The sequence below is a fragment of the Microbacterium sp. K35 genome, assembly GCF_004794375.1.
GTDB classification, from domain to species: Bacteria; Actinomycetota; Actinomycetes; order Actinomycetales; family Microbacteriaceae; genus Microbacterium; species Microbacterium sufflavum.
The window spans coordinates 26,640-51,163 of the sequence record NZ_SSDM01000357.1 but is presented as its reverse complement, the minus strand read 5'-3'; the positions used below and the strand labels follow the sequence as shown (position 1 = coordinate 51,163).

Annotated in this window: 25 protein-coding genes; 11 read left to right on the top strand and 14 right to left on the bottom strand. The window is 70.8% G+C overall.

The window, feature by feature from the left end; genetic code table 11:
* Positions 1–76: 76 nt before the first annotated feature.
* The 3 genes from DW299_RS14555 (at position 77) to DW299_RS14545 (ending at position 3,269) form a co-directional block, all read left to right on the top strand.
* Positions 77–1,156 carry a GNAT family N-acetyltransferase gene (locus tag DW299_RS14555; protein ID WP_136037009.1) on the top strand — a complete coding sequence of 360 codons (1,080 nt, stop codon included), beginning with the start codon at positions 77–79 and terminating at the stop codon, positions 1,154–1,156.
* A gap of 98 nt (positions 1,157–1,254) precedes the next feature.
* A complete protein-coding gene (locus tag DW299_RS14550; protein WP_136034550.1) occupies positions 1,255–1,950 on the top strand; it encodes an ABC transporter ATP-binding protein in 696 nt (231 codons plus the stop codon).
* Complete coding sequence (locus DW299_RS14545) at positions 1,947–3,269, top strand: FtsX-like permease family protein (RefSeq protein WP_136037008.1); 1,323 nt, start codon at positions 1,947–1,949, stop codon at positions 3,267–3,269. Before DW299_RS14550 ends, DW299_RS14545 begins: the two co-directional genes overlap by 4 nt.
* A gap of 2 nt (positions 3,270–3,271) precedes the next feature.
* Here DW299_RS14545 and mutM read toward each other — a convergent pair whose 3' ends face one another.
* The 6 genes from mutM to DW299_RS14515 all read right to left on the bottom strand — a co-directional run bounded on the left by mutM (position 3,272) and on the right by DW299_RS14515 (position 8,357).
* On the bottom strand, positions 3,272–4,138 hold the full coding sequence (mutM, locus tag DW299_RS14540; protein ID WP_136037007.1) for a bifunctional DNA-formamidopyrimidine glycosylase/DNA-(apurinic or apyrimidinic site) lyase: 867 nt from the start codon (positions 4,136–4,138) through the stop codon (positions 3,272–3,274).
* Complete coding sequence (rnc, locus tag DW299_RS14535) at positions 4,131–4,823, bottom strand: ribonuclease III (protein ID WP_136034544.1); 693 nt, start codon at positions 4,821–4,823, stop codon at positions 4,131–4,133. The genes mutM and rnc overlap by 8 nt, the downstream gene beginning before the upstream one ends.
* 10 nt (positions 4,824–4,833) lie before the next feature.
* A complete protein-coding gene (gene rpmF, locus DW299_RS14530; protein ID WP_050721097.1) occupies positions 4,834–5,043 on the bottom strand; it encodes a 50S ribosomal protein L32 in 210 nt (69 codons plus the stop codon).
* A gap of 2 nt (positions 5,044–5,045) precedes the next feature.
* Entirely contained in the window at positions 5,046–5,540 is a 495-nt protein-coding gene (locus DW299_RS14525) for a YceD family protein (RefSeq protein ID WP_136034620.1), read from the bottom strand.
* A 114-nt stretch (positions 5,541–5,654) separates the two neighbouring features.
* Positions 5,655–6,152: a pantetheine-phosphate adenylyltransferase gene (gene coaD / locus DW299_RS14520; RefSeq protein ID WP_136034542.1), complete on the bottom strand. Its 498-nt coding sequence runs from the start codon at positions 6,150–6,152 to the stop codon at positions 5,655–5,657.
* 30 nt (positions 6,153–6,182) lie between these two features.
* Positions 6,183–8,357 (bottom strand): ATP-dependent DNA helicase RecG, encoded by a 2,175-nt coding sequence (locus tag DW299_RS14515; protein WP_136037006.1) that lies wholly within the window; start codon positions 8,355–8,357, stop codon positions 6,183–6,185.
* Between the two features lie 61 nt (positions 8,358–8,418).
* On the opposite strand from DW299_RS14515, the gene rsmD reads away from it, so the two are divergent.
* The gene (rsmD, locus tag DW299_RS14510) at positions 8,419–9,033 is read left to right on the top strand and encodes a 16S rRNA (guanine(966)-N(2))-methyltransferase RsmD (RefSeq protein ID WP_136037005.1); all 615 of its coding nucleotides are present in this window, start codon (positions 8,419–8,421) and stop codon (positions 9,031–9,033) included.
* Here the strand turns inward: rsmD and thiL are convergent.
* Positions 9,003–9,998, bottom strand: a complete 996-nt coding sequence (gene thiL / locus DW299_RS14505) for a thiamine-phosphate kinase (RefSeq protein WP_136037004.1) — start codon at positions 9,996–9,998, stop codon at positions 9,003–9,005. The genes rsmD and thiL overlap by 31 nt on opposite strands.
* A gap of 23 nt (positions 9,999–10,021) precedes the next feature.
* Between thiL and DW299_RS14500 the strand changes: the two genes are divergently transcribed.
* Complete coding sequence (locus DW299_RS14500; RefSeq protein ID WP_136037003.1) at positions 10,022–10,504, top strand: DUF3515 domain-containing protein; 483 nt, start codon at positions 10,022–10,024, stop codon at positions 10,502–10,504.
* A gap of 19 nt (positions 10,505–10,523) precedes the next feature.
* Here the strand turns inward: DW299_RS14500 and DW299_RS14495 are convergent, their stop codons facing one another.
* The 6 genes from DW299_RS14495 to leuC are packed head-to-tail and all read right to left on the bottom strand — an operon-like array spanning position 10,524 to position 16,869.
* Positions 10,524–11,606 (bottom strand): D-alanine--D-alanine ligase family protein, encoded by a 1,083-nt coding sequence (locus DW299_RS14495; RefSeq protein ID WP_136037002.1) that lies wholly within the window; start codon positions 11,604–11,606, stop codon positions 10,524–10,526.
* The gene (locus DW299_RS14490) at positions 11,512–12,645 is read right to left on the bottom strand and encodes an NAD(P)H-dependent glycerol-3-phosphate dehydrogenase (RefSeq protein WP_136037001.1); all 1,134 of its coding nucleotides are present in this window, start codon (positions 12,643–12,645) and stop codon (positions 11,512–11,514) included. The genes DW299_RS14495 and DW299_RS14490 overlap by 95 nt, the downstream gene beginning before the upstream one ends.
* The gene (locus DW299_RS14485) at positions 12,635–13,390 is read right to left on the bottom strand and encodes a lysophospholipid acyltransferase family protein (RefSeq protein WP_136034526.1); all 756 of its coding nucleotides are present in this window, start codon (positions 13,388–13,390) and stop codon (positions 12,635–12,637) included. Before DW299_RS14485 ends, DW299_RS14490 begins: the two co-directional genes overlap by 11 nt.
* A 5-nt stretch (positions 13,391–13,395) precedes the next feature.
* Positions 13,396–14,763, bottom strand: a complete 1,368-nt coding sequence (murA, locus tag DW299_RS14480; protein ID WP_136034524.1) for a UDP-N-acetylglucosamine 1-carboxyvinyltransferase — start codon at positions 14,761–14,763, stop codon at positions 13,396–13,398.
* A gap of 60 nt (positions 14,764–14,823) precedes the next feature.
* Positions 14,824–15,420 carry a 3-isopropylmalate dehydratase small subunit gene (leuD, locus tag DW299_RS14475; RefSeq protein ID WP_136037000.1) on the bottom strand — a complete coding sequence of 199 codons (597 nt, stop codon included), beginning with the start codon at positions 15,418–15,420 and terminating at the stop codon, positions 14,824–14,826.
* A 3-nt stretch (positions 15,421–15,423) separates the two neighbouring features.
* Positions 15,424–16,869, bottom strand: coding sequence for a 3-isopropylmalate dehydratase large subunit (gene leuC / locus DW299_RS14470; RefSeq protein ID WP_136036999.1), 1,446 nt, complete (start codon positions 16,867–16,869; stop codon positions 15,424–15,426).
* 187 nt (positions 16,870–17,056) lie between these two features.
* Between leuC and DW299_RS14465 the strand changes: the two genes are divergently transcribed.
* Both DW299_RS14465 and DW299_RS14460 read left to right on the top strand, forming a co-directional pair.
* A complete protein-coding gene (locus tag DW299_RS14465) occupies positions 17,057–18,352 on the top strand; it encodes an O-acetylhomoserine aminocarboxypropyltransferase/cysteine synthase family protein (RefSeq protein ID WP_136036998.1) in 1,296 nt (431 codons plus the stop codon).
* Positions 18,349–19,662, top strand: coding sequence for an LLM class flavin-dependent oxidoreductase (locus DW299_RS14460; protein WP_136036997.1), 1,314 nt, complete (start codon positions 18,349–18,351; stop codon positions 19,660–19,662). The genes DW299_RS14465 and DW299_RS14460 overlap by 4 nt, the downstream gene beginning before the upstream one ends.
* A gap of 16 nt (positions 19,663–19,678) precedes the next feature.
* Here DW299_RS14460 and DW299_RS14455 read toward each other — a convergent pair whose 3' ends face one another.
* Positions 19,679–20,686: a TerC/Alx family metal homeostasis membrane protein gene (locus tag DW299_RS14455; RefSeq protein WP_136036996.1), complete on the bottom strand. Its 1,008-nt coding sequence runs from the start codon at positions 20,684–20,686 to the stop codon at positions 19,679–19,681.
* 256 nt (positions 20,687–20,942) lie between these two features.
* On the opposite strand from DW299_RS14455, the gene DW299_RS14450 reads away from it, so the two are divergent.
* The 4 genes from DW299_RS14450 to DW299_RS14435 all read left to right on the top strand — a co-directional run bounded on the left by DW299_RS14450 (position 20,943) and on the right by DW299_RS14435 (position 24,524).
* The gene (locus tag DW299_RS14450; RefSeq protein ID WP_136036995.1) at positions 20,943–21,500 is read left to right on the top strand and encodes an RNA polymerase sigma factor; all 558 of its coding nucleotides are present in this window, start codon (positions 20,943–20,945) and stop codon (positions 21,498–21,500) included.
* Complete coding sequence (locus DW299_RS14445) at positions 21,497–22,645, top strand: DUF4349 domain-containing protein (protein ID WP_136034510.1); 1,149 nt, start codon at positions 21,497–21,499, stop codon at positions 22,643–22,645. Before DW299_RS14450 ends, DW299_RS14445 begins: the two co-directional genes overlap by 4 nt.
* 89 nt (positions 22,646–22,734) lie before the next feature.
* Positions 22,735–23,283 (top strand): ArsR/SmtB family transcription factor, encoded by a 549-nt coding sequence (locus tag DW299_RS14440; protein WP_136034507.1) that lies wholly within the window; start codon positions 22,735–22,737, stop codon positions 23,281–23,283.
* Complete coding sequence (locus tag DW299_RS14435) at positions 23,283–24,524, top strand: MFS transporter (protein ID WP_136036994.1); 1,242 nt, start codon at positions 23,283–23,285, stop codon at positions 24,522–24,524. The genes DW299_RS14440 and DW299_RS14435 overlap by 1 nt, the downstream gene beginning before the upstream one ends.

The window sequence follows — 24,524 nt, the reverse complement described above, 5'->3', positions numbered from 1 at the left end:
GTCCGTGGGCGGAGGAGACCGTGGACGGCCCTTCGCCGTCTCCCCCGCAGCCGCCCGCCACCCCGAAGGAACCGACATGACCATCGCGGAACTGACCATCTCACCGCTGACCGTCCCCGCCGCGCTCGACGCTGACGACGCCGCCGACTTCCGCGCGTACGGCGAACTCAACCGGCAGATCTGCGACGAGCAGGTCGGGATCCCGGATCTCGCGCCGGATGCCGCGCAGATGCTCCCGGGCTGGCAAGACGACACCGACTCCCTCGACCTCGGCTTCGTCGCCCGCGACGGTGCCGACATCGTGGGCATGGTGACGGTGTCCTTCGCGCAGGAGGCGGACGCGAACGCTGCCGAGGTCGACCTGCTCGTGTCTGACGCACACTGGGGCCGAGGCATCGAGGACGCGCTCCTCGCACGAGCCGAGAGCGAGGCACGGTCCCGCGGGCGCAGCGTGCTGCAGATCTGGAGCCTGCATCGTCCGGAGGAGACATCTCGCATGCTGGTTCCTCGGACCGGATGGGGCCGCATTCCGGCGACGCCGCTGAGCGACCGCGTCGACGCCCACGGGTTCACACTGGAGCAGGTCGAGCGCAACAGTGAATTCGACCTGCGCGCGGACCCCGCTCCCCTGGAGGCCGCTCTGGCCGAGGCCACGCAGGCCGCAGGACCCGACTACCGCGTGGTGGAGTGGCTGCTGCCCACACCGCCCGAGCTCCGCTCCGGGTACGCGGCGGTGCTGGCGCGGCTGTCGACGGACGCTCCGAGCGGCGACATGGACTTCGTCGCGGAGGTCTGGGACGCCGACCGGGTGGCCCGGCGAGATGCACGGTTGACGGGCGCCGGGCAGACGGTGTCCGTCGTCGCCGTGGAGCACGTACCCACCGGCGACATCGTCGCGTACAACGAGCTGGTCATCGGAGCGGAGCGCACCGGCGTCACGCATCAGTTCGGCACCCTGGTGTCCAGGGACCACCGCGGGCATCGTCTGGGCATGATCGTGAAGTGCGCGAACCTGCTCCGCTGGCGTGAGCTCGTGCCGGATGCCACCGTGGTCTCCACTTTCAACGCGGAGGAGAACCGGCCGATGCTCGACATCAACGAGGCGATCGGGTTCCGCCCGGTCTCGTACGCGGGAGCGTGGCAGAAGAAGCTCTGATCCCGCGGGAGCGGAGTCATCCTCCTGGATGACTCCGCTCCGGGACGGTCATCCGGACGGCCGACGACGTGGCGGCCGCGCGCGGGAAGGCTGGAATCATGAACGCATTCGTGATCGAAGCTCACGCTCTCACCAAGACCTTCGGGGCCACGCGCGCCCTCGCCGGCATCGACCTCGCCGTGCAGCGCGGAGAAGCCGTGGCCATCATGGGCGCCTCCGGATCGGGCAAGACCACTCTGCTGCACGTGCTCGCGGGCATCACGGCCCCCGACGCCGGCAGCGTCACGTTCCACCCGTCCGCCGGCGGACCCGTCGAGGTCACCGCACTCGGGGAATCCGCGCGCTCGCGCCTGCGTCGCGAACGATTCGGCTTCGTGTTCCAGCAGGGACTCCTCATCCCCGAGCTCACCGCGGTCGAGAATGTGGCCCTGGCCTCCATGATCAACGGCGTGGCGAAGAAGGATGCCATCCCGCACGCCGCCTCCTGGCTTGCCGCGCTCGGACTGGCGGGAATGGAGGATCGACGCATCGGTGAACTCTCCGGCGGTCAGGCGCAACGTGTCGCGATCGCGCGCGCGCAGGCGACGGGTGCGGAGATCGTCTTCGCGGACGAGCCGACCGGCGCGCTCGACTCGCACACCTCCGCAGAGGTGATGGATGCACTGCTGTGGTCGACCACCGGCCAGGGACGCACTCTGGTGGTGGTCACGCACGACGCCGACGTCGCGGCACGCTGCACCCGCACGGTCGCCGTGCGTGACGGGCGCGTCGTCTCTTCGGCGGTGGACGCATGAACGCCGGCGTGCTGACGCTCCTCCTGCGGCCGGCCCGCGGAGAGAACAGCGTCCTCGTGCTCCCCGTCGTCGCCTTCGGCATCGTCACCACCCTGGTCCTCACAGTGATCGGCGGTGCGCAGTCGTTCTGGCGGTGGTCCGATGACAGTGCTGCCCTCTACCAGGCACTCGCTGGCATCGCTCTCGTCCTCCTCGTCGTGCCGCTCATGTCCCTCGGTGGTGCGGCCGCCCGACTGTCAGCGCGCCGTCGCGACGAGAGGCTGTCGACACTCCGCCTGCTCGGTGTCACACCCGCGGGGGTGACGGTCGCCACCGTGGCCGAGTCGCTGCTCGTGGCAGCCGTCGGCGCCGCGATCGGGGTGGCGGGTCACCTCGCGATCAGTCCGCTCATCGGCTTGATCCCGTTCCGCGGCGCACCGCTCGGGTTCGATGCTGTGCTCCTGCCGCCCGTTCCGATCCTCCTCGTGGTCGCCGTGGTGCTGCTGCTGGCCGTGGTGAGTGCCTCCATCGGTCTGCGCCGCGTGGTGATCTCGCCGCTGGGAGTGCGCACTCGGGCCGTCGTCACCAAGATGCACTGGATCCGTGCGGTGATCGCCGTGGGGGGATTGGCGATCGCCTTCGTGCTCATCAAGGCGGTTCCCGCCATCGCCGGCGGGATGATCGCCGTCATCGTGCTGTGCGGCCTCTACGCCGCGGCGCTCGCCGTGCTGAACCTGGTCGGCCCCTGGGCACTGTCGATCTGGGCACGCACGAGCCTGCGCCGGGCACAGGAGCCCGACCGCATGCTCTCGGCCCGCATCGTCCTGGATGCGCCGAAAGCTGCGTGGCGTCAAGTCGGTGGCATCGCGATGGCGAGCTTCATGGCCGTCTTCGCGGGGACCGGTGTCGCGCTCATGGCGGAGATCGACGGTCCTGGTGCATCCGGGGCCGACGCGACGCTCGCCGCCGACATCCGCACCGGACTCATCATCACCCTGATCGGATCGTTCCTCATGGTGGCGGCATCCGTGGGCGTCAATCAGGCTGCGGACGTGATCGATCAGAGAGATCTCCACCGAAGCCTGCACCAGCTGGGGATGCCGATGGAGATGATCGATCGCGCCCGCCGACGCTCCATCGTCGCCCCGGTGCTCGTGACCTCTCTCGGCTCCGCCCTCTGCGCCGCGTTCCTCGTGTTTCCCCTGCTCGGAATCGCACTGATCACGGCGCCCGTCTCGATCGCCACCATCGCCGTGGTTCTCGTCACCGGGATCGGGCTGGTGTGGGCGAGCACCTGGGCGACGCGGCCGCTCCTCGGGCGAGCCTTCCAGCCGGTGTGACCTCAGCGGCGGCGCTGGCAGGTCGGGCAGAAGTGGGACGACCGGTTCATGAACGACACCCGTCGAATGGCGCCGCCGCACCGCGGACACGGCTCTCCGCCGCGGCCGTAGGCATTGAGGGAGTGGGCGAAGTACCCCGCCTGGCCGTTCACGTTGACGTACTGTGCATCGAAGCTGGTCCCGCCCTCGGCGAGGGCTTTCGCCAACACGGTGCGGACCTCGGTGAGCAGACGGTGCACGGCCGGAGTCGAGAGTCGATCGGCCGGCGTCTCGGGGTGGATACGCGCGGCCCACAGCGACTCGTCGGCATAGATGTTGCCGATACCACTCACGACGCCCTGGTCGAGCAGCACCCGCTTGACCGCGCTGTGCCGGCGAGCGAGAGCCACTCGGAAGGCGTCGTCGTCGAAGAACGGGTCCATCGGATCGCGCGCGATGTGCGCCACCTGCGTCGGTACGCGCGAGGGCCCGTCCCCCACCACGGCGTCGACGGCGAGGGAGCCGAACGTGCGCTGATCCGCGAACACGACCGCGAGCTCACCGTGAACGGGATGCTCGATCCCGAGGCGCACGCGTTCATGGCGCTCGGACGGAGCGTCGGGAGCCCGCAGGAGCAGCTGTCCGCTCATGCCGAGGTGCGCGATCAGCGCCGACTCCCCGTCGTCATCGAGGGGAAGCCACAGGAACTTGCCGCGACGCATCGCCGCCGTGAAGGCACGCCCCTCGAGGCGCTGCACGAAGTCGGCAGCACCCGCCGTGTGCCTGGTGAGGGCGCGCTCGTCGAAGACGCTCACGGCCGTGATCGTCGCGCCGACCGCGGCCGGGGCGAGGCCCGCGCGGACGACCTCGACCTCGGGAAGCTCAGGCACGCTCGTTGAGCACGCGCCAGGCGCTGAGCGCGGCCGCCATCTCCGCGGTCTTCTTGCTGCTTCCGGTGCCGGTCATCTCGACGTCTCCGACGGCGACCGTGGCCGTGAAGCGACGGTCGTGATCCGGTCCGCTCGCCTCGACCGAGTACTGCGGCGGCGTAGCACCCACCCGGGCGGCAAGCTCCTGCAAGCTGGTCTTCGGGTCCATCGCGGCGCCGTAGCGCTCCGGGTCCGCCAGCAGAGGCTCGGTCAATCGCAGCACCAGCTCGGTCGCCGCCTCCGGCCCCGCGGAGAGGTAGGTGGCGCCGATCACGGCCTCCATGGTGTCGGCCAGGATGGAGTCCTTGTCGCGACCGCCCGTCTGCTCCTCACCGCGACCCAGCAAGAGATGACTTCCGAGGTCGATACCGCGGGCCACCTCGGCCAGGGCCACCGTCGAGACGACGCTTGCCCGCCGCTTGGCCAGTTCGCCCTCGTCGAGGTCGGGGTGCGTGGTGAACAGCATCACCGTCACCGCCTGCCCCAGCACCGAGTCGCCGAGGAACTCCAGGCGCTCGTTGTGCGGGATGCCGCCGTGCTCGTAAGCGTAGGAGCGATGGGTGAGCGCCAACTCCAGAAGCTCCGCGTCGATGTCGACGCGGAGCTTTGCTGGGAGAGGTCTCGTCCCCCCGGGGACCTCCGTCACGGTACGCGACTCAGACGTCGGCGACCTTGCGGCCCTTGTACTCCAGGAAGAGCTCGGTGCCCTGCGAGTCGGTGACGACCTTCGCCTGGTGCGGACGGCTGTAGACGACCTTGCCGTTCTCGACGGTCTTGACGAGCGCCGGAGCCTCCGCCTTCCACTGCGCGCGACGCGAGCGGGTGTTCGAACGGGAGACCTTGCGCTTCGGGGGGTTACCAGCCATGACTAGCTCTCTTCTTTCTCGGCGGCACGGCTCTCTGCCGTGCCGTCTTGGTCTGTGATCTGCTGGAGCGCACTCCATCGAGGATCGATGGGAGCGGCCTGCTCCGTCCCGGTGCTCTCGGTCAGCCTCTCGCCTGTGACCGGGTCGAGCCCGAGGCAATCCGGCTGACACACCGGCTGAAATGGAAGCGACAATACGGCCGCATCCCTGACGAGAGTTTCAAGATCCACGTGGTCGTCTTGAACCTCGAAGTCAGTTTCTTCCTCACCAGGATACGCGAAAAGCTCCTGGAACTCGACTTCGACAGGCTCGGAGATGTCGGTGAGGCAGCGGCCGCAGACGCCGACGTACTCTCCATCCGCGGAACCGGACACGAGAATGCCCTCGTGAACCGACTCCAGACGCACGTCGAGATCCAGCTCGGAGCCTGACTCGAAGGTCACGATGCCCTCCCCCCACTGCTCGGGGAGCGTCACCGTGAAGGTGTGCTCGCGCATCTCCCCCGGACGCCGGACGATGTCACGGACGGGGAGCACGAAGGGGCTGTTGAGTCGGGAACGCACCCCTCAATGCTACCGGGGTCTCCCTGCGACCGGGCCGGACGGGCGGCTTCAGAGGCCGCGCGCACCGGTGTCGAGGAACGACGCAACGGCCGGCGGAACGAACGGCGCGATGTCTCCCCCCAGCGACGCGACCTGGCGCACGAGCGAGCTCGACACCATGGCGTGCGCGGGATCGGGCAGCAGGAAGACGGTCTCGATGTCGGCCAGGTGACGGTTCACGATCGCCATCGGCGACTCGTACGCGACATCGACCTGCGAGCGGATGCCCTTCACCAGCACGCCCGCGTTCACGTCGCGCGCGTAGTCGACGAGGAGACCCATGCTCCAGGAGCCGATCACGATGTTGCCCTGCATGCCGTCCTCGGCGATCGAGCGCTCGAGCAGGGACAGCCGCTGCGCGATCGGCAGCATCGCCTCCTTGCCGGGGTTGTGCACCACCAGCACGTGCAGCTCGTCGTACAGGGCGGCCGCGCGGCGGATCACATCGAGGTGACCCAGGGTCGGCGGATCGAACGAACCCGGGACGACGGCGATCCTGCTGCTCATGCATCCAGCCTAGGGCACGGCCGAACGGCGTCAGTTCTTCGCCAGCGCCGCGCGGTCCTCGTCCGTCACGCGGCGACCGATGGCGTCGCGGAGACCGGGGTGGCGCGCGAGTTCCGGGTCGTCGGACAGGATCCCCTCCGCCAGCTCCCTCGCGCGGGTGATCAGCGCCGCATCCTTCACGACCCTGAGCAGCTTGAGCGACGAGCGCACGCCCGCCTGCGCGGCACCGAGCACGTCGCCCTCCCCCCGCAGCTCCAGATCGACCTCGGCCAGGGCGAACCCATCCAGGGTCGCGGCGACCGCATCGACCCGCTCCCGCGCGACGGAGCCTTCCTCGGCCTCGGTGACCAGCAGGCACAACCCCGGCACGCCGCCACGACCCACACGTCCGCGCAGCTGATGGAGCTGCGACACCCCGAAGCGGTCGGCATCGAGCACGATCATGGTCGAGGCGTTGGGCACGTCGACCCCGACCTCGATCACGGTCGTCGCCAGCAGCAGGTCGATGTCGCCGCGGGCGAAGGACTGCATCACCGCATCCTTCTCCTCCGACGGCATGCGCCCGTGCAGCACCGCGCGCCGGAGGCCGCCGAGCGTCGGATGCGTGGCCAGCGCCTCGTCGAGCTGCACGACGCCCCAGCGCGGCCCCTTCCCACCCTCCGGCGCCAAAAGCTCCTGCTCGCCCGCCTCCGCCGTCTTCGCCGCCGTGTCGATCGCCGCGCATACCGCGAACACCTGTCGACCCTGCGCGATCTCCTCCGCCGCTCGCTCCCACACGCGGTTGAACCAGCCGGGGTGCTCGGCCAGCGGAGCGACGTACGACTCGATGCCGGCGCGACCGGCGGGCATCGTGCGGATGACCGAGGTGTCGAGGTCGCCGAAGACCGTCATCGCGACCGTGCGCGGGATCGGTGTCGCGGTGAGGACGAGCGCGTGCGGACTGGATCCTTTCGCGCGCAGCGCCTCGCGCTGCTCCACACCGAAGCGGTGCTGCTCGTCGACAACGACGAGCCCGAGATCGGCGAACGTGGTCTTCTCCCCCAGCAGCGCGTGCGTCCCGACCACGATGAGCGACTGCCCGGAGGCGACCCGGAGCGCAGCCTTGCGCCGTTCGGCCGCGGGGAGCTGACCCGTGAGCAACGTCGGAATCAGTAGAGGGGCGAGCTGCGGGCCCAGCATCTTCGTGATGGAGCGCAGGTGCTGAGCGGCGAGGACCTCGGTCGGGGCGATCAGGGCCGCCTGTCCCCCGCTCTCGGCCACCTGCAGCATGGCGCGCAGCGCGACGAGGGTCTTTCCCGAGCCGACCTCGCCCTGCACCAGCCGGTTCATCGGCCACGCACCGACCAGGTCGTGCGCGATCTGCGCGCCCACGGTCTCCTGGTCGGGGGTCAGCGTGTACGGCAGCGCAGCGTCGAACCGTTCGAGGAGCCCACCGGGGTGAGCCGGGCGCGACGTGGCCGCCAGGGCGCGCACCGCCTGGCGCTGCTGCAGCAGCGCCGTCTGCAGGGTCAGCGCCTCGTGCATGCGGAGGGTGCGCACCGCGGGGTCGATGTCGTTGCGCGTGCGGGGGCGGTGGATGCGCTCGAGCGCCTCCCGCGCCGTGAGCAGTTCTTCGCCGCGACGCACGTCTTCGGGCAACGGCTCAGGCACCTCGGTCAGCCCGTCCAGCACGCGGCCGACCAGGCGGGCGATCTGCCACGTCTGGATCGCCGACGTCGCCGGGTAGATGGGAATGGGCACCGCCGCCCGCGCGTCGGCCCGACGGCGCGCCGCATCCTCATCATCGAACAGCTCGTACTCGGGATGCGCGAACTGCGTGACGCCGTTGAACTCGCCCACTTTGCCGGAGAAGACCCCGCGACGGCCGACCGCGAGATCGTTCGACCGCCACTCGGCCGCACCGATGTTCTTCGCGAAGAAGGTCAAGGACATGCGACCCACCCCGTCGCCGATCACCACGTCCACCATCGCGCCGGGTCGGTTGCGCATACGACGGAAGCTCGACGACAGCACCTCGGCGACGATCGTGACCGTCTCGCCGATCGGGAGATCGCGGATCGGCGTGAGCTCACCCGGATCCGCATAGCGCCGCGGATAGTGGCCGAGCAGATCGCCCACGGTCTTCATGCCGAAGGCGCGACCCAGCGTCTTGGCCGACGCCGCGCCGATGGCCTCCTCCAGCGAGGATTCGAGCGTGAGCGACATGCTCCGAGTCTAGAGAACGCGACCGACACGACGTCGTCGCCCCCTGTCGTATCGTGAACGGGTGACCAGGATCATCGCAGGCCGCGCGCGCGGCATCCGTCTCGAGGTTCCTGGGGCGGGGACGCGGCCCACGAGTGATCGCGTGCGGGAGTCCCTGTTCGCCGCGCTCGAGTCGCTCGAAGCGATCGACGGCGCGCGGGTCCTCGACCTGTACGCCGGCTCAGGGGCCCTCGGGCTCGAGGCGCTCAGCCGCGGAGCGTCGACCGCCGACCTGGTCGAGCGGGGTCGCCCCGCCGCGGCCGTCGTGCGCCGTAACGCGGGAGCCGTGGCCAGGGCGAGCAACCGGCCGCCGGCACGGGTGCACGAAGCGAGCGTCCGCTCCTACCTGGCCCGCGCCACGGGGCCCTACGACCTCGTGTTCACGGACCCGCCGTACGACCTCGATGACGCCGCCATGACCGCGGACCTGATCGCCCTCGCACCGCTCCTGAGCGACGACGCGGTGCTGATCGTCGAACGTGCCCGTCGCTCCACCCCTCCGGACGTCGAGGCGGCGGGACTGCAGGTGTTCCGCGAGAAGACCTATGGCGACACCGCGCTCTGGTGGTGCGAACGCGCGGGCGAGGCCGCGCCTGCGGAACAGGATCAGCCCGCCACGGAGTCCCAGTCGCGATAGGGGTCCCAGCCGCTGACGTCGACCGGGAGGTCGTCGCAGAGCAGGTTCTCGTCCGCGCGCTCCCGCACGGTGCCGATCGCCCGGAACCCCGGCGGCAGGATCCCGTCCGGGAAGCTCGCCAGCAGCGCATGATCCTCCCCGCCCGCCAGCGCCCGCTCCGGGAAGTCACCGAGCTCGGCGCGCTCCAGCGCGATCGTCACCGCCGAGGCATCCGCCATCCGCCGCGCGTCGAGCGCCAGCCCGTCGGAGACGTCCATCATCGCGGTCGCCCCGGCCGCCGCGGCCACCACGCCCAGCCCGATCGGCGGCGACGGACGCAGCTGCGCAGCCACCGCCGCGCTCTCCCCTGGTCCGAGCAGGGACGGGTCGACCGGAATCGGCGCGTCCCCGTCGCGGAAGCGCCCGAACAAGATCGCGAGCCCATGCGCGGCATGACCGAGCTCGCCGGCGACCGCGACCACGTCACCGGGTCGCGCACCCGCCCGCGTGACGGGAGGGCGCCCTTCCAGGTCACCGAGAGCGGTCACCGCCACCGTCAGCACATCGGACACCGTCAGGTCGCCGCCCACCACCGCACACCCCGGCGCCAGGGCCGCGCACGCATCGCGGAATCCGTCGGCCAGCCGTTCCACGAACGACAACCGCAGATCGCGCGGCACCGCCAGGGCCACCAGCAGCGCGGTCGGACGCGCCCCCATCGCCGCGACGTCCGCGAGGTTCACGGCCGCGGCCTTCCAGCCGAGATCATGCCCGCTGGACCACGCCAGTCGGAAGTCGGGACCGTGCACCAGCGTGTCCGTCGTCGCGACGACCGAGCCCGACGGCGCCGCGATCACGGCCGCATCATCACCCGGCCCGAGGAGCGTGTGCGCTCCCGGGGTCGTGCGGCTCAGGATCGACCGCAGGATGCGTCCCTCCGAGAGCTCTGCCAGGCGCGGGTCGTCGGCATCGGGTCGGGAGTGCATGTCGTCAAAGGTAGCCTGGATGCATGCCCCGTTCTCGTCGTCTCGCCGCCGTCGCCGGGGCGATCGCCCTCGCCGCCGTCGTTACCGGATGCTCGACCACCGTCCACCTGGAACCCGCGGACGACGCCAACGATCCGGGCTGCGCCTCCGTCTCCGTGCTGCTCCCCGACAGCGTCGACGGGTTCGACCGGGTGTGGACCGACGCGCAGGCCACGGGCGCCTGGGGCGACCCCACGATCGTGCTGCGCTGCGGCGTGGAGCCCCCCGCGCCATCGGCGCTCGTCTGCACGACGCTCGGCGGCGTCGACTGGCTGGTGCTCGATCAGGAGGAGGAGCGGCAGCGCCTCGTCACCTACGGGCGCGAGCCCGCGGTGGAGGTCATCATCCGCCGCGGCGAGCAGATCGACTTCCAGTCGATCGTGAACACCCTCTCGTCGAGCATCCAGTCCGGCCTGGCGCCCGCGACCGCCCAGTGCACGGACCGCGTGGAATTCCCCGCGGGCTGAGCGCCGCGGGGAACCCGGGTCAGCGGCGCAGACCCGCCTCCACCAGCTCCGTGATCAGGTCGCGGTAGCTCAGCCCGGAGGCCACCCAGCACTTGGGGAACATCGAGATCGGCGTGAACCCGGGCATCGTGTTCAGCTCGTTCACCACGAGCTCGCCCGACGGCGTGAGGAACATGTCGACCCTGGCGAGGCCCCGGCCGTCCACCGCCTCGAACGCGCGGACCCCGGCCTCCTGCACCGCCGACACCTCCGCGTCGCTCAGCTCCGCCGGGCACACGACATCGACCCCGTCGCCGCCGAGGTACTTGCCCTCGAAGTCGTAGAAGCCGCGCGACGTGAGGACGATCTCGCCCGGGAGCGAGGCGCGGACACCATCCGCCGCCTCCAGCACCGCGACCTCGATCTCGCGCCCGGTGACCCCCGACTCGATGAGGACCTTGTCGTCTTCCGCGAACGCCACAGCGAGAGCCGCATCGAGCTCCTCCGGGGCGCTCACCTTCGACACCCCCACGCTCGAGCCCGCCCGTGCGGGCTTCACGAACACCGGGAGGCCCAGACCGGCCGCCTGCTCGCGTACCGACGACGGGTCGCCGTCCCACGCCGCGCGCCGCACCGTGACCCACGGCGCCACCGGGATGCCCGCGGCCTGCAGGGCGATCTTCATGAAGTGCTTGTCCATGCACAGCGCCGAATCGAGCACGCCGCCGCCCGCGTACGGCACCTCGAGCGTGTCGAAGTACCCCTGGATCGTGCCGTCCTCGCCGTGCGGTCCGTGCAGGATGGGCAGCACCACGTCGATCTCGCCGAGACCGTCGACGGCGCCGCCAGGGTGCACCACGCGGAGCGTGCGGTCGCCGCCCGGCTCCGGCCACAGGATGCGCGTGCCATTGTCGACCACCTCGGGCAGGTGCGCCGCATCGAGCGGGAACTTCGCCGGGTCGTCGTCCTCCAGCACGAAGGCGCCCTCGCGCGTGATCCCCACCGGGATCACCGCGTAGCGGTCGCGGTCAATCGCGCCGAGCACTCCCCCCGCCGTTGCGGAACTGATCGAATGCTCGCTGGAGCGCCCTCCGAAGAGCACCACCACCGTCTGCTTGTCCATGGTTGGTCCTCTCCCCCTGCGGGGTGTCGTCGTCCGTCGTGAGATGCGGGGCGATATCCCGGGGATCCATCTTGCCGTCGAGCACCATCTTCACCTGCTCGACGATCGGCATGTCGACCCCGGCCTCGCGGGCGAGCTGCAGCACGGGGGCGACCGAGGCCAGCCCCTCCGCGGTCTGCTGCATCTGCTTCACGACGTCCTGGAACGAATAGCCCTGTCCGAGCAGCCGCCCGGCCGTGTTGTTCCGGCTCAGCGGCGACTGGCACGTCGCGATCAGGTCGCCGAGCCCCGCGAGCCCCTGCAGCGTCTCCGGCTGCGCGCCGTTCGCGACCGCGAAGTCGGTCATCTCGACCAGGCCACGCGTGATGATCGAGGCCTTGGTGTTCTCGCCGTAGCCGACGCCGTCGACGATGCCGATCGCGACGGCGATGAGGTTCTTCAGCACCCCGCCGAACTCGGTGCCGATCACGTCGGTGTTCACGAACGTGCGGAAGTAGCCGTTGCGCGCGGCCCGCGCCACGACCTCCGCCGTCTCCTGGCTCAGCGACGAGATGACGGCCGCGGTGGGCTGCTCGCGCGCGATCTCCAGCGCCAGGTTGGGGCCGGACGCCACCGCGATGCGCTCCGGGTCGCAGCGCAGCTCCTGCTCGATCACCTGACTCATGCGCAGACCCGTGCCCCGCTCGACCCCCTTCATGAGGCTGACGATCCGGGCATCGCCGGGCGCGATCAGCGGTCGCAGCGCCTTGAGGTTCTCGCGCAGCGATTGGCTCGGCACCGACAGGTACACCTGCTCCGCCCCGTCGAGCGCCGAGGAGAGCTCGTGCGTGGCCGCCATGGTTCGCGGGAGGTTGATGCCCGGCAGGTAGCGCGAGTTGCGCTTGGCCTCGTCGATCTCGTGCGCCAGCTCGGCGCGGCGGGCCCACATCGTGACCTGCGCTCCGCCATCGGCCAGGATCTTCCCGAACGTGGTGCCCCAGCTGCCCGCGCCGATCACGGCGACCCGGGGTCCCGCTGGTGTGTTCCTCTTAGGAGTCAAGTCGACCGGTCTCCTTCTGGCCGTGGCTCGCGGGGTTCCACCGCTCCGCTGGCGCCTTCTCCTCGCGCAGCTCCTCGAGCAGCGCCGTGATCGCGTTCATCAGACGGCTCGTCGCCTCGGTCAGCGCGGCGGGCTCGGTCGCACGCCCGCGCAGATCCTCGACGTCGATCGGGTCGCCCACCAGCACGCGGACCGGCTTGCGCAGCGGCCACAGGCTCAGGCCCTTCTGATAGCGACCCATGATCTCCTGAGTACCCCACTGCGCCATCGGGATCAGCGGGATCCCGTCGGCGAGGGCGAGGCGGACCGCGCCGGACTTGCCGCGCATCGGCCACAGATCCGGGTCGCGCGTGAGCGTGCCCTCCGGGTACACGATCACGCCGCGGCCGTGCTCGACGAGCTCCGCCGACTGCGCCATGGTCTGCTTGGCCGCGGTCGCCGACGACGTCCGTGCGACCGGCACCATGCCCGTGCGACGCAGCACCCATCCGAGCACGGGGACACGGAACAGGCTCTCCTTCGCCATGAACCGCGGGGCTCGGCCGATGCGCCACACGGCGACCGCGACGATCAGCGGGTCGAACTCGGAGTAGTGGTTCGGGGCGAGCACGAACGCGCCGTCGCGCGGCAGCTTCTCACCACCGGTGACACGGATCTTGGCGAGCAGCGACACGAGCGGGATGACGATCGCCGCGAGCGGCCAGAACAGACTCGGACGCGTCTTCTCCGGCGACCGGGAAGCCATCGGGCTCACCGGAGGACGTCGAAGTCGGCGCCGAGCGCGTCGAGCTTGGCGAGGAACTTCTCGTACCCGCGGGCCAAGATGTCGACGCCCGACACCTTCGACTCGCCGGAGGCCGTGAGCGCCGCGATCACGTGGCTGTATCCGCCGCGCAGGTCGGGCACGACGATGTCGGCGCCGTGCAGCGGCGTCGGGCCGGTGATGACGGCGGCCTGCTCCAGGTCACGGCGCGGCACGCGGCGAGGGCCGTCCTGCAGCCCGCGCGGGTGCACGACGATGTCGGCACCCATCTTCACGAGGGCCTCCGTGAAGCCCATGCGGTTCTCGTACACGGTCTCGTGCACGACCGAGCGGCCGTGCGCCTGGGTCAGCGCGACCACGAGGGGCTGCTGCCAGTCGGTCATGAAGCCGGGGTGCACGTCGGTCTCGATCACGACCGGCTTGATGTCGCCGTCGCGCCGGAACAGGATGCCGTCCTCCTGGATGTCGAACCAGCCGCCCGCCTTGCGGAACACGTTGAGGAACGTCAGCATCTCCTGCTGCTTGGCGCCGCCGACGAAGATCTCGCCGTCCGTCGCCAGAGCGGCCGACGCCCACGAGGCCGCCTCGTTGCGGTCGAAGATCGACCGGTGGTCGTAGCCGCGGAGCTTCTCGACGCCCTCGATGAGGATCACCCGGTTCGGCTCGTAGGAGATGATCGCGCCCATCTTCTGCAGCACGGCGATCAGGTCCATGATCTCGGGCTCGATCGCGGCGTTGCGCAGCTCCGTGACGCCCTCGGCGCGCACCGCCGTCAGCAGTACCTGCTCGGTCGCCCCGACGCTCGGGTACGGCAGGTGGATGTTGGCGCCGTGCAGGCGGGTGCCGCCGGTCGAGAGGCGGATGCCGCTCGGCAGCTTCTCGACGATCGCGCCGAACTTGCGCAGCGCATCCAGGTGGAAGTCGATCGGGCGATCGCCGATGCGGCAGCCGCCCAGGTCGGGGATGAACGCCTGGCCCAGCCGGTGCAGCAGGGGCCCGCAGAACAGGATCGGGATGCGGGACGCGCCCGCGTGGGCGTCGATCTCCTCGAAGTGCGCCGACTCCACGTCGCTCGGGTCGAACACGAGCGAGCCCGGCTCATCGCCCTCCGACACCCGGACACCGTGCACCTCGAGAAGGGAGCGGACCACGGCCACATCGCTGATCGCCGGCACGTCGCGCAGGACGCTCGTCGTCTCTCCCAGGAGCGAGGCCACCATCGCCTTGGTGGCGAGGTTCTTCGCGCCCTTGACGTCGACCCGGCCACGCAGCGGTCGGCCTCCTCGGATGGCGAGGACGTCTCCGGTGAGCGCAGGGACGTCGTCGGGAAGAGCGTCGCGCACGGGTGTCGTCATTGGGGCCTCACTTCGTTCATCGGGGGCGGGGTTACCCCTGGCTCCCCCGCCCCCTCCGTCTCACTGAACGGGGAGGGTCCGCGGCCGCCACGACTCGCGACGGGCCTCGAACTGCGCGATCTTGTCTTCGTTGCGCAGCGTGAGCCCGATGTCGTCGAGCCCTTCGAGGAGCCGCCATCTAGTGTAATCGTCGATGCCGATGTCGGCCTGGATGCCGCCGACCGATGCGGTGCGCGCCTCGAGGTCGACGGTCATCTGCGCCCCGGGATTCCGCTCGATCTCGGCCCAGAACCGCTCGAGGTCGTCCTCCGAGATCGTCGCGGCGAGCAAGCCCTGCTTACCGGAGTTGCCGCGGAAGATGTCGGCGAACCGCGGGCTGAGCACGACCTTGAAGCCGAAGTCGCGCAGCGCCCACACGGCGTGCTCCCGGCTCGAGCCGGTACCGAAGTCGGGACCGGCGACGAGGATCGACGCGCCCTGGTACACGGGCTGGTTGAGCACGAACTCCGGGTCCTGCCGCCATCCGTGGAACAGCGCGTCCTCGAAGCCGGTCTTGGTGACGCGCTTGAGGAACACCGCGGGGATGATCTGGTCGGTGTCGACGTTCGACCGCTTCAGCGGAGCGGCGATGCCCGTGTGGGTCGTGAACTTCTCCATGGGTCAGGCCTCTTCCGTCAGGTCGCTTGGGCTGGACAGGGTGCCGCGGATCGCCGTGGCCGCCGCCACGAGCGGCGACACGAGGTGCGTCCGACCGCCCTTGCCCTGTCGCCCCTCGAAGTTGCGGTTCGAGGTGGACGCGCACCGCTCCCCGGGGGCGAGCTGGTCGGGGTTCATCCCCAGGCACATCGAGCAACCGGCGAAGCGCCATTCGGCACCGAAGTCGGTGATGACCTTGTCGAGGCCCTCGGCCTCGGCCTCCAGCCGCACGCGCGCGGAGCCGGGCACGACCATCACACGCACGCCGTCGGCCTTCTTCTTGCCCTGGATGATCGACGCGAACGCGCGCAGATCCTCGATCCGGCTGTTGGTGCAGGAGCCCATGAACACCGCGTCGACCGGAACCTCCTTGAGCGGAGTGCCGGGCGTCAGATCCATGTACTCCAGCGCGCGCTCGGCGGCAGCGCGCTCGTTCGGGTCGGCGATCTGCGCCGGGTCCGGCACCGCGGCGGAGAGGGAGCTCCCCTGTCCCGGGTTCGTACCCCACGTGACGAACGGCTCGAGCTCGTTCGCGTCGATGAAGACCTCCGCGTCGAACTCGGCACCCTCGTCGGTCGGCAGCGTGCGCCAGTACGCGACCGCGTCCTCCCAGTCCTGGCCCTTCGGTGCGTGCGGCCGCCCTTCCAGGTACGCGAAGGTCGTCTCGTCGGGCGCCACCATGCCCGCGCGGGCTCCGGCCTCGATCGACATGTTGCAGATCGTCATGCGGCCCTCCATCGAGAGGGCGCGGATCGCGCTGCCGCGGTACTCGAGCACATAGCCCTGACCGCCGCCCGTGCCGATCTTCGCGATCACCGCGAGGATGATGTCCTTCGCCGTGACACCGGGGCGCAGCGTGCCCTCGACCGTGATGGCCATGGTCTTGAACGGCTTGAGCGGCAGGGTCTGCGTCGCCATGACGTGCTCGACCTCGCTCGTGCCGATGCCGAACGCCATCGCGCCGAACGCGCCGTGGGTCGAGGTGTGCGAGTCGCCGCACACCACCGTGATGCCGGGCATCGTCAGGCCCAGCTGCGGCCCCACCACGTGCACGATGCCCTGCTCGGCATCGCCCAGCGAGTGCAGGCGCACCCCGAACTCGGCGGCGTTGCGGCGCAGCGTCTCGATCTGGGTGCGACTGGTGAGGTCGGCGATCGGCTTGTCGATCTCCCACGTCGGGGTGTTGTGGTCCTCGGTCGCGATCGTCAGGTCGAGGCGGCGCAGTGGGCGGCCCTCGCTGCGCAGACCGTCGAAGGCCTGCGGGCTGGTGACCTCGTGCACGAGGTGCAGGTCGATGTAGATGAGGTCGGGCTGGCCGTCTTCGCCCTTCACGACGAGATGGTCGTCCCAGACCTTCTCGGCGAGGGTCCTGCGGCGTGCGGAAGGGGCTCCGAAATCGGGGCTGGTCATGGCGTGTCTCCTGTGGCTGGCGGTTCGGCCCACGATGGACTCCGCGACGAGGAGGGGCTCAGATCGAGGTCTCGCCGCGGCCGCTAAGAAGGAGCACGGTCCGCATGACGTCAGGTTACCACCGCTCGGACGCGCCGCGACGCGCCGTGACACTCTGTTGCTCACCCGCCCGATCGAGAGGCCCCGCATGACCGTCGACACCGCCCGCTTCGCCACCCGTGCCGTCCACGCCGCACGGAGCCGCGAGACCGCCGCGTCGCGCGCGACCCCGATCTACCTCACGGCCGGCTTCGAGTTCGACGACTTCGACCACGCCGCCGACCACTTCGGCACGGGGACGGGATTCGGCTACACCCGCACGGGGAACCCGACGGTGCGCGCGGTCGAGCGCCAGCTCGCCTCGCTCGAGTCGGGGGCGGACGCGGTGCTCGTGGCGAGCGGTCAGGCCGCCGTGACCGCCGCGGTGCTGTCGGTCGTCGGCGCCGGCGACCACATCGTGTCGTCCACCCACATCTACGAGGGCACCCGGGGGCTCTTCCTCGACAACCTGGCCCGTCTCGGCATCGAAACCACGTTCGTGGACGACATCGCGGATCCCGACGCCTGGCGCGAGGCCATCCGTCCCACCACCCGCGCGCTGTTCGCCGAATCGCTCGCGAACGCCCGCAACGACGTGCTCGACATCGCCGCGGTGAGCGCGATCGGCGACGAGTCCGCGATCCCGCTGATCGTGGACAACACCCTCCCCACTCCCGCCCTGCTGCGGCCGCTCGAGCACGGCGCCGCGATCGTGGTGCACTCCGCCTCCAAGTTCCTCGCCGGGCACGGCTCCGTGCTCGGCGGCGTGATCGTCGACGACGGCCGCTTCGACGCCGACCGCGCCGGACACAACGCCCCGCACCTCGTGCTCCCCGGCCGCGGCGGACTGCCGAGCGTGTACACCCGCCACGGGGGCAACGCCCGCATCGCGTACGTGCGGGAGTCGGTCGCGCCGCGCTTCGGCGCCTCCCCCTCCCCGCTCAACGCCTTCCTCATCGGGCAGGGCACGGAGACGCTGGGGCTGCGGGTCGAGCGGCAGTCGCGCAACGCCCTCGACGTCGCGCGCTGGCTCGCCGCGCACGACGCCGTTGAGAGCGTGGACTACGCCGGCCTCCCGACCCACCCGCACCATGCGACCGCACGACGCTACCTGGACGGCGGCTTCGGCTCGATCTTCACCGTCACGCTGCGCGGCGGCCTCCCCGCCGCGCGTCGTTTCGTGGAGGAGGTCGAGGTGTTCACGCACATGACCCACATCGGCGACGTGCGCTCGCTCGTGCTGCACCCCGGCACCACGAGCCACGCGCAGCGTACGGACGAGGAGCGCCGCGTGCTCGGCGTCGCACCGGGGACGCTGCGCCTCTCGATCGGCATCGAAGACGTCGACGACCTCGTGGCCGACCTGGCACGCGTGCTCGAGTCGGTGCGGGAGACGGTGGCATGACCAGGCCGCAGCACTTCGGCTGGTTCCTCGCCCGCGGCTTCGGCCCGCAGGGGTGGGGCTACCCGTCCCTCGACTGGGACTACGACTGGACACGGCCCGAGGTGTACCAGGAGGCCGCCCGCACGCTCGAGCAGGCGGGCTTCGACCTCGTGATCATCGAGGACAGCCCCTCGCTCGGCTCGCCCGAGACCATCGACCTCCGGGTGCGCCACGCGTTCGGCGGCCCGAAGCACGACCCGCTGCTGCTCGCGCCGTACCTCTTCCAGGCCACGCAGCACCTCGGCGTGGTCCCCACCGTCAACCCCGCCGCATCGCTGCCGTACACGTCCGCGCGGCAGTTCGCCACGCTGCACCACCTGAGCGGCCATCGGCTCGGCCTCAACGTGGTCACCGACACCGGGAGCGCGCGGCACTTCTCCGACGCCCCGCAGCTCGGGCACGACGAGGCGTACGACCGCGCCGAGGAGTGGCTCGACGGCATCCGGTCGCTGTGGCACAGCTGGGACGACGGGGCGCTCGTCGCCGACCGCGCCACCGACGTGTACGCCGACGGCAGTCGCCTGCGACCCGTCGCGCATCGCGGCCGCCACTACGCGTTCGACGGACCGCTGAACGCCCTGCCCTTCACGGACGGGGAGCCCGCGATCGTCTCGCCGGGGGGCTCCGGACGCGGCCTGGGCTTCGCGGGAGCGAACTCGGACGTGCAGCTCGCGCTCGCCCCGCTGCACGAGAAGTCGGTGCGCGACTACCGCGCCAGGGTGCACGAGGCCGCGGTCGCGAAGGGCCGACGCCCCGAGGACATCACGATCCTGTTCGCCATCCAGCCCGTGATCACGTCATCGAGAGACGAGGCCGACCGCATCGTCGCCGCCTCCGCGCGTCCCGACGACGCCGCGCTGCACCAGATCGCCCGCAAGCAGTCGAGCGACCTGGAGACCGACCTCACCGCGCTCGACCTCGACCGACCGCTCGACCTGTCGATCTTCGGTGCCCACGTGTCGCGCGGCAGCATCCAGCGGCTCGTCGGGGACCGCGGCGAGGACGCCCCGCTGCGCGCTCACCTCACCGCTCTCGCGCGAGCGGGACGCCTCTCCGACCGGACGGGATTCGTGGGCACCGCGGACGAGTTCGCCGACCTCGTCGAGGAGCTCGGCGACTGGGGCAACGACGGCGTGCTGCTGTGGGGAGACTTCCACCCCGTCACCCTGCACCGCACCCTCGACGAGCTCGTGCCGATCCTGCGTCGACGCGGGCTGCTCCGGCGCGAGTACGCCGACGGCGGGCTGCAGGCGAACCTGCGGTCGTTCTGACGGGCCTCCCGGCCGCTCAGTCCCCGACGGGGGCGCTGCGCCGCTCCGCGCGCTTCTCCCGCGAGGACGCCACGAGGCTGGCCACCGTGGCGACCGTCATCGACACGAGGATGACGCCCAGGGACACCATGTTGTCGATGTCGGGCACCCACTCCACGTGCTGTCCGCCATTGATGAACGGCAGCTCGTTCACGTGCAGCGCGTGCAGGATCAGCTTGATGCCGATGAAGCCGAGGATCACGGCGATGCCGTAGTGGAGGTACCGCAGGCGGTCGAGCAGATCGCCGAGGAGGAAGTACAGCTGCCGCAGCCCCATCAGCGCGAAGATGTTCGCGGCGAACACGAGGAAGCCGTTCGTGGTGATCTCGAAGATCGCCGGGATCGAGTCGATCGCGAAGATGAGGTCGGTCACGCCGATCGTGATGAACACGATCACCATGGGCGTCCACATGCGCTTCCCGTCGACGGTCGTGCGGATCTTCGAGCCGTCGTACGTCTCGCTGATGTCGATGCGGCGACGCAGCAGTCGCACGATGAAGTTCTCGCGCTTGACCTCGTCCTCGTGGTCGCCCTCCGGCATGGCCTGGCGGATCGCGGTGTAGACCAGGAAGGCGCCGAACACGTAGAAGATCGGCGAGAAGTTCTCGATCACCGCGACGCCGACCAGGATGAACAGTCCGCGCAGGATCAGCGCGACGATGATGCCGACCATCAGCACCTGCTGCTGCAGCCGACGCGGCACGGCGAACTGCGCCATGATCAGCACGAACACGAACAGGTTGTCGACCGAGAGACTGTATTCGAGCGCCCAGCCCGTGATGAAGTCGCCCGCGTTCTGCCAGCCGCCGACGTTTCCCAGCAGCACCGCGAACAGCAGCGCGAGCCCGACGTAGAACACCACCCAGAGGGTCGACTCCTTCGTCGAGGGGATGTGCGGCCGCAGCCGGATGAGCAGGAGGTCGCCAATCAGGATGATCGTGAGCACGACCATCGAGGTGATCTCGAACCAGACGGGGATGTCCAACGGCGCACTGCACCTTTCGCGAGGGGTCGGTGATGTCCGAAAGTCTCTCCCCCGCACCGAAGTGCGTCGCGCGCCCGGAGCAGCGGTGTCGGTGCTCGTGATGACGTTACGCGCGGGTCCGGGATACTCCCTCTCGCCGGAGCCATGCTACCGGAGCATCCGGCCTGCGGCGTGAGCGATCGCGTCGGGAATCCGGGTCTGAGACGATGGGCCCGATCGTGACACTCACCGGTGAGAGACACCGAACGGAACCCCGATGCCTTCCCAGACGACTGATCAGAGGTGGGCGGCCCAGGCCGCAGCCGGCGACGAGGGCGCCTTCCGCGAGCTCTACCGGGCCCATGTGCGGCCCGTGTACTGGATCGCGCAGGGCATCCTCGCCTCCCCCGCCGATGCCGAGGACGTGACCCAGGAGACGTTCGTGGTCGCGTGGCGCAAGCTCCCCGGCCTGGAGCTGCAGGGCGAGTCGATCCTGCCCTGGCTCGCGACGATCTGCCGGCTCCAGGCGGCGAACCGCCTGCGCCAGCGTCGCCGCGACCGGGCGCACACGGCGGACGCGGTCGACGAGGATCTGGCGAGCACGGTCAGCGTGGAGGAGCAGGTCATCACGGCCGCGCTCGCCGCGCGGATCGCTGCCGAGGTGGGCACGCTGAGCGAGCTCGACCGGGAGATCTTCCGGCTGTGCGCGGCGGAGGGCTACGCCTATCAGGCCGCAGCGGAGGAGCTCGGGGTCACGCACGCCGTCGTCCGGAACCGTCTCTCGCGAGTGCGCACGCAGTTGCGCGGCGCCGTGAGGGAAGTGAGAGACGCATGAACGCACAGACTCCCGCCGAGCAGCTCCCCGAGCTGTCGGACGAGGCCATCGCCCGCATCGAGCACGCGGTGTTCGCCGAGATCGCCGAGGAGCGCGCTCCGGCGCGGCCGGCGGAGGGGAAGGCCCGTCGGCGCCGCCGCGCCTGGCTCACCGGAGGCGGGATCGCCGCCGCGTTCGTGATCGGCGTGCTCGTCACCCCGCCGATCCTGCACAGCGTCGGGGGCTCCGCGGTGTCGACGGTCGAGGGACTGAGCCTCCCGGGCGACGCGGTGACCGAATCGTCGACCGACTCCGCGCCGGAGGGCACCACCGCGGTCCCGCCCGGCTCGGTGCCCGGCGACGGCGCGCGCTCCGACACGAGCGGCGGGATGCTGCCCGGAGTGGCGCTGCCGGGGGCCGCCACGGCGGACGCCGGCCGCGACATCATCGCGACCGCGCAGGCCACGGTACAGGTGAAGAGCATCCCCGACGCGGCGGACGCCATCGCCGCGCTGGCCGAGGAGCACGGCGGCTACGTCGAGAGCACCGAGGTGGGCAAGGCGCTCGCGGCGGACGACACCCGCGCGCCCGCGCCCGCCGACTCCGCGTACGGCTGGATCAGCATCCGCGTTCCCTCCACCGACCTCACCGCCGTGATCGCGGCGCTCGGCGACACCGGCGAGGTGCTGTCGTCCTCCACGTCGAAGCAGGATGTGACGTCGACCGCGATCGACCTGCGGGCACGCGTCGACTCGACCAGGGCGTCGGTCGAACGGCTCACGCAGCTCATGGCGCAGTCGGGCAGCGTGTCGGAGCTCATCGAGGCCGAGGTGGCTCTCACCGACCGGCAAGCGCAGCTGGAGTCGTACGAGCAGCAGCTCGCTGCCCTCGACGATCAGGTGGCGATGTCGTCGCTGCAGGTGCAGCTGACGAAGGCCACCGCGCCGAGCACGGCCGACCCCGCTGGTTTCGGCGACGGTCTCCTCGCGGGGTGGAACGGCCTCGTCGTGTCGCTGAACGCACTGGTCATCGCGGTGGGCTTCCTGCTCCCCTGGCTGGCGGTCGCCGCGGTGGTCGTGCTCGTGGTCTGGCTGATCCGTCGGTCGCGTCGCACCCGCCGGAACCGCTCCGAGGCACCGGCCGCGCGCACGGGCGACGAGGGCTGACGGCGAGAGGGACCCGACTCGCAAACCTGATTTTCCGGGGTATACAAGAACTCTTGTGCACCCGGGGACCCCGCCCTAGCGTGATGCCCGTGGAAGACATCTCCGTGATCACCGCCGTGCATCACCCGCTGCGCCGCCGCATCTACGACTACCTCCTGCTCTACGGCACGTGCCAGGTGACCACGCTCGCGCGCGCCCTCGACAGTCAGGTCGGCAGCATCAGCCATCACCTACGCATGCTCGAACGCGCGGGCGTCGTCGAACGCGCGCCCGATGAGTCGGACGACCGCCGCACCAGCTGGTGGCGGGTGGCCCGACGAGGGCTCACCTGGTCGGTGGACGACTTCGCCGACTCCCCCGCCGATGCGCTGCTCGCCCGCGAGGCGCAACGCCAGGGCATCCGCATGCAGATCGACCGGCTCCAGCGCTGGCACCGGCACCGGGACGACCCCGCCTATGCCGGGTACGACGCATCCAACACCGAGACCACCGCGTGGGCCTCCCCCGACGAGCTGCGGGACCTCTCCGCGCGGCTGCTGCAGACCATCCGCGAGTGGCAGGGCGGCATCGCACTGGACGACGGCCAGGAGCGCGTGCCGGTTTTCGTGTTCGCCCACGCATTCCCCACGGAGCCCTGATGACCGCGGTCGAGGAGCCGGTCGAGCTCGCGCCGCCTCCGCCGTTCCGGCGCGACCGCCTGGTCCATGCCTGGATCGGCGTGAAGGCCCTCTCCGACGCAGGGGATGCGCTGTGGACCATCGCCCTGGCGTGGACGGCGGTGCAGATCGCGTCCCCCGCGGTCGCCGGGCTCATCGTCGCCGCCGGAACCCTCCCCCGGGCACTGATCCTGCTGTTCGGCGGGGTGCTCGCGGACCGCGTGGACGCCCGCCGCGTGATGCTGCTGTTCACCGTGGCCCGCGTGGCCGTTCTCGTCGCCGTCGCCCTGTGGGTGCTGGCGACGCCCCCCACCGTCGCCGTGCTGGTGTTCGCCGCGGTCGCGTTCGGCGTGTGCGACGCGTTCTACGAGCCGTCGGCGGGCACCATCGCCCGGCAGCTCGTGCGCACGTCCGACCTGCCGTCGTACGGGGCCGCCGCGCAGACGGCCTCGCGACTCGGGACGATGGGCGGTGCCGCCGCCGGTGGCCTGGTGGTCGCGCACACCGGGCTGGTGGGCAGCGCCTCGGTCAACGCGCTCACGTTCACGGTCGTCCTGGCGTTCCTCGCCCTCTGGCTGCGCCCCCGGTTCCGCCTGGCGCGTGCCGCCCGGCAGTCGACTCTGCACGGCATCGGCTCCGGCTTCGCGCACCTGGCCGCGAACCGCACCACGCGCACCCTGGTGATCGCGCTGTCGGGGTTGAACCTCGCCGTCGGGCCGGCCGTGGGCATCGGGCTGGCGCTGCGCGCGCACGACGAGGGCTGGGGCGCTCAGGCCGTCGGACTGTTCGAGGCGCTGCTCGGCCTCGGTGCCGCGCTCGGGGCGATCTCGGTCGCGAAGTGGCGTCCGCGGCGTGAGGCCTACGGCGGATTCTGGGCCCTGGTCGTGCAGGGTGCCGGGATCGCGGCGTTGGGCGTGGGACCGGCCTGGACGGTGGGAGCGGCGGCGTTCGTGATCGGCGCCACCGCCGGCTACGCCTCGGTGCTTCTGAGCGCCACGTTCTCCGCGACGGTCGACACCGCCTACCTCGGACGGATGGGCGCGCTCACCCGCCTCGGCGATGACTGCCTGATGCCGGCGGCGATGGCCGGATTCGGGGCGCTCGCCTCGGCGACCGCGGTCTGGGTGCCGTTCGCGGTGTTCGGCGGGGCGATGATGGCGCTCATGATCGTCCCCCTTCGCACGGCGGCTTTCCGCATCCTGTCGCTGCGACCCGCGGGATGA